The following is a 9,139-nucleotide window of genomic DNA, read 5'->3' as shown; positions in this document are numbered from 1 at the left end:
GGTGAAGAAGTCGAAATCGTCGGCATCCGTCCGGTTCAGAAGACGACCTGCACGGGCGTTGAAATGTTCCGCAAGCTGCTCGACCAAGGTCAAGCTGGTGACAACGTCGGCGTTCTGCTGCGCGGCACCAAGCGTGAAGACGTTGAGCGCGGCCAGGTTCTCTGCAAGCCCGGCTCGATNACGCCGCACACGAAGTTCGTGGCTGAAGCCTACATCCTCACCAAGGAAGAAGGCGGTCGTCACACGCCGTTCTTCACCAACTACCGTCCGCAATTCTACTTCCGTACCACCGACGTGACGGGCATCATCCGCCTGCGCGAAGGCGTGGAAATGATCATGCCTGGCGATAACGCCGAGCTGGACGTTGAACTGATCACCCCGATCGCCATGGAAGAGAAGCTGCGCTTCGCTATCCGTGAAGGTGGCCGCACCGTCGGCGCCGGCGTCGTTGCCAAGATCGTGGAATAGTTGAAGGCGAGGGGCCGCAGGATACGTACTTTGGCCCCTCGACCCCGATACACGACGGTGGTTAGATAACGACCGATAAAACTAAAAAGACCTCCGGCTTTAGGGCCGGGGGTCTTTTTAGTTTTGCAGGCTGCTAATTAATCGCTGTCGCGTTATGGGATCAAAGGGCCTGCGGCCCTTCGCCTTCAAACCTCACCTAAGACCGGCGCAACCACCTGATCCCAGATATCACCACCGGAACGCCCCATAGCGCCACCATGATTGATGGTTTCGAGCGGGCCGTCTGACATGTAGATATGCAGCGGCACGTAGCGCATATTGAGCGGGCCTTCCTCGATCTGCACAGCCGGGAAATCCAGACCGAATTTCGTCAGGTCGGGCTCCAGGCGCAGGTGCAGCGCTTCATCGAGATAACCGTCTGTGAAATCGAAATGGCTGCGCATCCGCCAACTCACCACATCGGAGACGTGCGGCAAGATGCGGCGGGTATTCTCGGCCGCCACAAAAGCCGGCAGGAACTGCGTGATCGGATCGTAGCCCCATTGCTGGAGCGCGACGGTGGCGTCCACCACACCATAAGGCGGAATCACCACCCAGGCATGGCCCAGAACGGCATCTTGGAAATCCTGAAAATCGTGCCGGTAAAACCCGCAGCACAGACCACGGGTGAGGACTTCGAAAGTGGTCGAGCCAATGACGCTGAAACTCCAGATGCCAAGCCGGTCGAGCATCCGCGCCATCATGGTCGAGGCCTCGACGCAGCCGCCGTGCCAGTTGTCAGCCTCAAAGGCGGAAATGATCAGTTCGCACAGCTTGGGCACGACGGTTCGCAAATGCGCATCATAGGCTGCGTCACGCGGACGAAGCTGCACCCAGCGCGCATAGGATTCGCGCAAGCTGGTCGGATTGAGGCTTGAGGGCTGATCGTAAAAACCGAATTGGGAGGTATCGACGCCGGCCGCGCGCAACTCGGCATCGAGCTTGCGAAACTCGTTGTCTGAGTCGGCCAGGGGAGAGGAGGGTTCCGGCCCTGACGCTTGCATACACTTGCCTTTTAAAGAGGGAATATGGCGGTTAGCCTGTTCGAAGGATGAAGTCCACCACGATCAGAAATCCATGCGGTTCGATGCGACGATATGTTCTGTTTGGAGATGAAATGGCTATAGGCGCAGGGCAGGTTTGGCGCTATGGTTTGCACATGCGAATACTTTTCATGTTGGCGGGTTTGTTGTTTGTCGGGCTGGGCATCATCGGGGCCTTTCTGCCCGTCATGCCGAGCACGGTGTTTTTCATCGTTGCCGCCATTTTCTTCGCGCGCTCCAACCCGGCGTGGGAGGCGAAGATCATGAACCATCCGAAGATCGGCCCGCCCATCCGCGCCTTTCGTGAGCGCGGCGCCATCACCCAAAGCGCCAAGATCGCCGCTGTTTCGGCCATGGCGGTCAGTTCCGTACTGTCGGGCTATCTTATGCGCCACCACGGCTATTGGGCTTTCGTGCCAAGTATGGTTTGTGCCCTATGCGCCGTCTTCATCCTGACGAGACCCTCCCAATAAGAAACCTGATCCGCAACCACAATACGGAAACAAACGGCGCACGCTAAAAGGAAATTGGTCGTATCGGCTGCAACCGCTTGACGCAGGCGTCAGGCACGGACTAGCTTCACCGCCTTGGCCTACGTTGGGAGTGCGCCTGTGAAATCCGTCCGTTTACCCCTGGTCCTGATGGGATCGTTTTTGATGACCACCACCATGATGACGGGAGCCACGATGGCGCAGACACCAGTCGCCAGCGCGCAACAGGCCTACCTTACGCCAGAGCGCGTCTTCGCCGATCCGGCGCTTTCCGGCCCCGGCGCCAGCGGCGTCAAGTTATCGCCCGACGGCACGCTGCTGACCTGGCTGAAGCCCAAGGACAGCGATCATAATATTCAGGACCTATGGGCCGTGCCTGTTAAGGGCGGCGAGCCGTTTCTCTTGGTCGACGCTAACAGCCTGTCCTCGGCGGACAAGGTGCTTTCCGAGGCCGAGAAGTCACGCCGTGAGCGGATGCGCGTGTCGGCGCGTGGCGTCGTGGCTTACGAATGGTCGGAGAACAGCCAGTCGATCCTGCTGCCGCTCGATGGCGACATCTATCTCGTCGATCGCGCCAGCCGCAAGGTCAGCCGCCTGACCGAAACCGCCGGGGATGAGGTGGACGCCAAGCTGTCCCCCAAGGGCGGCGCGGTCGCCTTTGTCCGCGACCAGACCCTGTATCTCAAAGATCTAAAGACTGGGACCGAGACCCAATTGTCGCCGAAGGGCGAGGGCACCACCACCTACGCTACGGCCGAGTTTATCGCCGAGGAAGAACTCGATCGTCACACCGGATATTGGTGGAGCCCGTTGGCGACCCAGATCGTCTACCAGAAGACCGATGAAAGCGGCGTCGACATCGCCCAACGGGTCGAGATCGGCGGCGAGGGTGTCAAGATCATTGATCAGCGTTATCCGTTTGCCGGCAAGCCTAACGCTGTGGTCGAACTGTACGTAAAGACGCTTGGCGGCGGCGATGTGAAGGTGGATCTCGGCAGCAATCCGGACATCTATCTGACGCGGGTCAATTGGGCGAAGGATGGTAAGAGTTTCTACGTTCAGCGTCTGAGCCGCGACCAGCACACGCTGGACCTGCTTCAGGTCGATCCGGTGACTGGCGTTTCAAAAGTCATCCTGTCAGATACATCTGGCACCTGGGTTGAACTACACGATGATTTCCGCCTGCTGGCCGATGGCAGCTTCATCTGGTCATCCGAGCGCGATGGCAACAAGCACGTCTATTACTATGGCTCAGACGGCAAGCTGATCCGTCAGGTGACGCATGGCGACTGGCCGGTCGATAGACTGGCTGATATCAATGAAAAGACCGGTGAGCTTTATTTTGAGGCCTCGAAGGAGACACCGATCGAGCACGGCCTGTACAAGGTCAGCTACAAGACGCCGGGTGAGCCGGTGGCCCTTACAAAGGCCGGCGGCTGGTGGTCGGTCTCGGTCTCCGGCGGCGGTGCGGCCTTTATCGGCAGCTATTCCGATCCAAAGACCCCGACGCAAAGCGCGCTTTACGATGGAACGGGCAAGCGACTGCGCTGGATCGAGGAAAACAAGCTCGACGCCAAGCATCCCTACTATCCCTACAAGGACACCTATAGCCAGCCGGAATTCGGCGAACTGACGGCGGCCGATGGCGAAAAGCTGGAATACTACCTCCTCAAGCCGCGCGGTTTCGACCCGGCGAAAAAGTATCCGGTCATCGTGTCGATTTACGGTGGTCCTGCTGCCAAGACGGTCAAGAAGACCTGGGTCTCGCCGGCCACGCGTCTGTGGCAGGAATCCGGCTATATCGTCTTCTCGCTCGATAACCGCGGCACCCCCGGTCGTTCGGTCAAGTTTGGCCGCTCGATCTACAAGTCGTTTGGCGGACCGGATATCGACGATCAGATCATGGGCGCCAACTGGCTGAAAACCCTGCCCTATGTCGATGGTGACCATATTGGCATCACCGGCTGGTCACAGGGCGGGTTCGTGACCCTGATGGCGATGACGGCCAAAGATACGCCGTTTGCCGCCGGCGCCGCTGGTGCGCCGCCGTCGCAATGGCAGCTTTATGATACCGCCTACACCGAGCGTTACATGTCGACCCCGCAGGATAATCCGAAAGGCTATGCCGGCGGAGATGTGCTGAACCGCATCGATAACCTCAAGCCCGGTGAGCTGTTGCTGATGCACGGTATGGCCGATGACAATGTGCAGCTCACCAACTCGACACGGGTGATGGCGGCCCTGCAAAAGAAGGGCGTACCGTTCGAACTGATGCTCTATCCGGGCGAACGGCACGGTCTCAAGGGCAATGAGCGCAATTTGCAGAAGTTTCGGCTGCAGCTTGATTTCTTCAATCGTAAGCTCAAAGCTGGTTCATAAAACATATCAGGCGGGTCCTTTAGTGGCCCGCCTTTTTCATATCTGAGATTACAAACGCTTCATGACAGCTAATTAAGTTGTATCCGGCGGTACCTGTGACCAAAATGTGTTCATAGCTTCCGGAGAGGAGGCGCCACTAAGGAATGCGAGCATGAAAACTTTTGCCCTGATCACCACTGCTTCGGTCTGCGCCCTGGGCCTGATGGCCGCCAATACCGCTTCGGCCCATACCGAGGTTGAACTGACCAACATCGCCGCCCGCGTTGTTGTCACCCCGGAAAATCGCGATGATGTTGAGCTGAAGGTCGTCTACGGCACGGCCAAGGTGCCGGTCATCATGGTGCGCACCAAGGGCAATACGCTGGTGGCCGATGGTAAGCTGAAAAGCCGCAATCTGAACTGCAAAGCCGGCGGCGTGACGATCGGCGGTCTGGGGCAGGTGGCCAATGCCGATCTGCCGACCGTCTATATCAAGGTGCCGCTCGACGCCAAGGTCTCGGCTGGCGGGGCCACCTACGGCACGGTTGGCGCTAGCAAGACGCTGGAATTCAGCGAAGGCGGTTGCGGTAACTGGCAGATTGCAAGCGTGGCGGGACGGGCCCAGGTCAATATCGGCGGTTCCGGCGACATCAATCTGGTCGATACGGCCGACGCCGAAGTCAATATCGGTGGTTCCGGCAACTTTACTGCCAACTCAGTGGGGGCGCTTGAGGCCAATATCGGCGGCAATGGCGATATCGCCATCAATAAGGTCAATGGCCAGATCTCGGTCAATATCGGTGGCTCCGGCAATGTGAAGCTGGCCAGCGGAACGGCGCCGAGCATGGAAGTCAATATCGCCGGCTCAGGCGATGTCCGCTTTGGCGGTGAAGCGAAGGGACTTGAGGTCAATATCGTCGGGTCGGGCGATGTGCGCGTCCGGTCGGTGAGCGGCAATATAGAGAAGTCGATCATGGGCTCGGGTAATGTCATCGTCGGTCAGTGGTAGCTCCAAGCGCCATGGGACATCCAGTTTGGTAAGGGTAAAGCCCGCCCGAGCTGATGCGAGGCGCTCTGCGGCGCCTGAGTTAAAAATGAATTTCTCCTACCGGATGAATCCTTGCTTTAGCCCTTTACAGGCTTAACCCCTGTGTTAACGATTTAGCCCGGCAGAGCGACCCTCTGCCGGGCTTGGAGTTTTTTGGGGGCGGAAAACGTGTTTGAGGAAGAGGTCAGGCGGCGCATACATTTTGCTCCTGAGCCCGCGTGGGTCAAGATTCAGGATTTCAAGCGCCCGGCCACGCTCGATCAATCCATGGCACCCTACGGTTTCTATACCTGGCTGGTCGATGACCAGTCGCGGCTCGATCTGCATCCGCACCGCTATAACCGCACCATCGAAGAGGTGGTGAACCTGTCGGCCATGAGCTATCTGGCCAATGTCACCCTGCCGTTCAATCCCTATTATGACGACCTGACCATCCACCATATCCGCATCCTGCGCGGCGATGAGGTGATCGAGGTCGATGTCAAATCGCGCTATATCGTCATGCGCCGCGAGCGCAGTTTCGAACGTCTGGTGCTCGATGGCCGCTGGACCATGGCCATTACCCTGCCGGATGTGCGGGTGGGGGATATCATCGACACCGCCATGACGCTTGCCGGTGACCCGGCCTGTTTCCAGGGCGAATTTTCGGTGCCGGTGATGTTACAGAACGTCATCTACTGGGACAAGCGCCACGCCCGCCTTCTGGTGCCGCCGCAGCGCCAGATCTATATGCGGCCGTTTCCGCTCGGCTGGACCGAACCCAAGGTCAGCAAACTGGATGATGGCTACAGCGAAATTCTGTTCGAGGCCGAGCATATCCGTGAGTGCGACTACGAGTCCGACAGCCCCGGTTGGGTGATGCCGGTACGTGGCGCCTATGCCTCCAGTATCGACAACTGGCCGCGCGTCGGCGATGTCATGCGCACCGGCTTTGAGGGCGATAACAATTATCCCGAAGGCCTGCTGGCGGTCATCCAACAGATCGAGGCGGATCACGACAAGGTGGCCGATCGCATAGTTGCTGCCGTGCGCTGGGTACAGGAAAGCATCCGCTACTTCGCGTTTTCGTTCGGGGAGGGTGGTTTTGTGCCGCGCACCCTGAAGGAAATCTATGCCGACCGTATCGGTGACTGCAAGGACGTGTCGAAAATGATCGCGGCTATGCTGACGAAGATGGGGGTGGAAAGCTGGCCGGCCTTGGTTGATACTAAGCGTGGCTTCGACCTGATCAACACCCAGCCGCGACTAGGGTCCTTCAACCACTGTATCTCCATGTGCGTTCACGAAGGGCGCATGTACTGGTTCGAGGGCACGTCGGATGTGGCGCAGGGCGGCGATCTGGCCCATATGGCGCAGAACGATCTCGGCTACGCCCTGATCCTCAAGCCGGGCGGTGATCTGGTCCGCATGATGGACAAGCAGCCGGCGCTTGATTACGAGGTTCGAGAGGTTATCCATCTGCCCGAAAAGAAGGGTGAGGAGACCCTGATCGAGATCGACTACATCTATCGCGGCGCCCGCGCCGATGGCGTGCGGCGCGAACTGCGCCATCAGAGCCTGACAAGCTATGTCGAGGATCGCTGCGCCCTGTTCAGCTATATCTACGGTATGAACATGTGCGCCATCCCGCAGATGATCGACGATCGCGGGCTCAATGAAATCACCATTACCACCCTGGTCACGACCGATAACCCGTGGCACCGAGGCGGTGGCGACAAGGTCTTCTTCAGTCCGGAATCGGGTTTCGACTATGTGCTGGAAGAGCCCGAAGGCCGCCGGCGCTTTCCGTTCGATATCGGCGATGTCCGCGAAGGCCGGATCACCACCCTGATCAAAACCGGCCTGACTCTGGTCTGGCCCGAAAAGGCGAAGGTATGGGATTTCGGCGGGCTTCGCCTCAGTTTTACACCGCATCAGACGGCCGAAGGCTATGAGGCGGTACGTGACTACACCGTGGTCAGGCCGTGGCTTTCCGCCGATGAGAAGATGGCGCTGGATCGTGCCTATAGCGAGATCGGCACCTATGATCGCATGAGTATCTGCGTGCCGGCGCAACCGGCGCTTTCATGGCTGCCGGGCTTTATCACCCGCGCTGCGATCTGGGGCGGTCTTCCGCTGGCGGGTGTCGCCATATGGCTCATCGCCCGTTTACTGTAGGCGTTTGACACACCTGACATAATCTTCTTACATGGCGTCAAGAGGCGCACCAAGCGCCTCATGATAAGATCACGGGAGAAGATTATGACGCCAGTTAACCGCCGGTCGCTGTTGGTTACCGTTGCCGCTTCATCTCTGGTCGCGGCCTGCGGCGGTGGAGGCGGGGGTAGCAGTTCCAGCGGTGGCGGCAGCAGTTCGTCATCCTCTGCCTCCAGTTCATCCTCAATTCCGGGCCGCGTCTTGCCCGATCCGGCCAGCGCGCCGGCGCTGAAGACCTTTTTCGCAGGCAAGTTCAAAATCGGCATGGCGGCCGACTTCGGCACTGCTAATGAGGCGGGCGCCAAGGCGGTTCTGCTCAAGCACGCCAACAGCCTCACCGCCGAGAGCGTCATGAAGGCCAGCCCGATCGGCGTCAGCGCGGGTGTTTATAATTTCGCGCCGGCCGATGATCTGATCGCTTTCGCCCAGGCGAATGGAATTGAGGTGAGGGGGCACGCGCTGGTGTGGCACCAGACGTCGCCGTCGTGGCTCTTCGATGGCGACCGCACGGATATGACCGCTTACAAGGCGCTGGTGCGGGCACGTCTCGAAACCTACATTACCGACGTGGTCACCCATTTCAAGGGCAAGGTCTATTGCTGGGACGTGGTCAACGAGGCGACGCGCGATGATGCCTCGGGCACCTATCGTGACTCGGAGTGGTATCGTCTGTTCGGGTCTGATTTCATCGACTACGCTTTTCATGCTGCCCGCGCCGCTGATCCTGCCGTGCAGTTGTTCATCAATGACTATTCGACGGAAGATGCCGGCAAGCGCGGGCGTCTGATGACCATTGTCCAGGGCATGATCGATCGTGGCGTGCCTGTCGATGGCGTTGGGCATCAGATGCACATCAGTATCAGTTATCCATCGGCGGCGCAGGTTGAAGCCGCCCTGGCCGATGTCGAGGCCAAGGGGTTGATCAACCACATCACCGAAATGGATGTGTCGCTCTATAACGATCCGGGCAGTTGTTTTGGTACGCCGTCGACCTGTCTGGCAGCGCTTGCGCCGGGCACGGGTGCCTATAACACGGCGCTTCAGGCCCAGGCCTTGAAATACCGCGAACTCTTTGCGGTGTTTGCCGCCCATGCCTCCGTCAAGTCGGTGACGACATGGGGCATAACGGACAAGAGTACGTGGCTTAATACCTATCCGGTCACACGCGCGAACTGGCCCTTATTGTTCGATACCTCGGCTAATCCTAAGTCTGCCTTGTGGGCGATCGTGGATCCGGCATTTGTGCCGTAATCAAAGCGCCGGCCATCATGACCTGCGGCACGGCCGGATTTGCTGTGAAAAATGCTGAATAATTGCTGCTTTGCCTGTTGCACGTTCGCCCAAGCACTGATAAACCGCACGCCTCCCATGGATGTGCCAAGGCTTACGCACTGGTCTTCCTTGAGAACTGCAGGGGTGTAGTTCAGCTGGTAGAGCGTCGGTCTCCAAAACCGGATGTCGTGGGTTCGAATCCCTCCGCCCCTGCCAATCTCTTT

7 protein-coding genes and 1 tRNA gene are annotated in these 9,139 nt (G+C 58.8%); 7 read left to right on the top strand and 1 reads right to left on the bottom strand.

Features of this window, described 5'->3' with window-relative positions; translation table 11 throughout:
* Positions 1-468, top strand: a 468-nt coding sequence (locus B060_RS0103365; RefSeq protein WP_018080340.1) for an EF-Tu C-terminal domain-related protein, incomplete at its 5' end; no start/stop codon positions are given.
* A gap of 185 nt (positions 469-653) precedes the next feature.
* Here B060_RS0103365 and B060_RS0103360 read toward each other — a convergent pair.
* Complete coding sequence (locus B060_RS0103360) at positions 654-1,511, bottom strand: hypothetical protein (protein WP_018080339.1); 858 nt, start codon at positions 1,509-1,511, stop codon at positions 654-656.
* 155 nt (positions 1,512-1,666) lie between these two features.
* Between B060_RS0103360 and B060_RS0103355 the strand changes: the two genes are divergently transcribed.
* From B060_RS0103355 to B060_RS0103330, 6 genes are all read left to right on the top strand, one after another.
* Positions 1,667-2,023: a YbaN family protein gene (locus tag B060_RS0103355; RefSeq protein ID WP_026172560.1), complete on the top strand. Its 357-nt coding sequence runs from the start codon at positions 1,667-1,669 to the stop codon at positions 2,021-2,023.
* A 168-nt stretch (positions 2,024-2,191) separates the two neighbouring features.
* Positions 2,192-4,420: a S9 family peptidase gene (locus tag B060_RS0103350; protein WP_018080337.1), complete on the top strand. Its 2,229-nt coding sequence runs from the start codon at positions 2,192-2,194 to the stop codon at positions 4,418-4,420.
* A 151-nt stretch (positions 4,421-4,571) separates the two neighbouring features.
* A complete protein-coding gene (locus B060_RS0103345) occupies positions 4,572-5,408 on the top strand; it encodes a GIN domain-containing protein (protein WP_018080336.1) in 837 nt (278 codons plus the stop codon).
* A 207-nt stretch (positions 5,409-5,615) separates the two neighbouring features.
* Positions 5,616-7,604 (top strand): DUF3857 domain-containing protein, encoded by a 1,989-nt coding sequence (locus B060_RS0103340; RefSeq protein ID WP_155847624.1) that lies wholly within the window; start codon positions 5,616-5,618, stop codon positions 7,602-7,604.
* Positions 7,605-7,688: 84 nt separating this feature from the next.
* Positions 7,689-8,894, top strand: a complete 1,206-nt coding sequence (locus B060_RS0103335) for an endo-1,4-beta-xylanase (protein WP_236621564.1) — start codon at positions 7,689-7,691, stop codon at positions 8,892-8,894.
* Between the two features lie 161 nt (positions 8,895-9,055).
* Positions 9,056-9,131, top strand: a tRNA-Trp gene (locus B060_RS0103330).
* The last annotated feature ends 8 nt before the right edge of the window (positions 9,132-9,139 follow it).

The sequence above is a fragment of the Asticcacaulis benevestitus DSM 16100 = ATCC BAA-896 genome, assembly GCF_000376105.1.
Lineage (GTDB): Bacteria > Pseudomonadota > Alphaproteobacteria > Caulobacterales > Caulobacteraceae > Asticcacaulis > Asticcacaulis benevestitus.
This window is presented reverse-complemented; position numbering and strand designations above follow the sequence as displayed.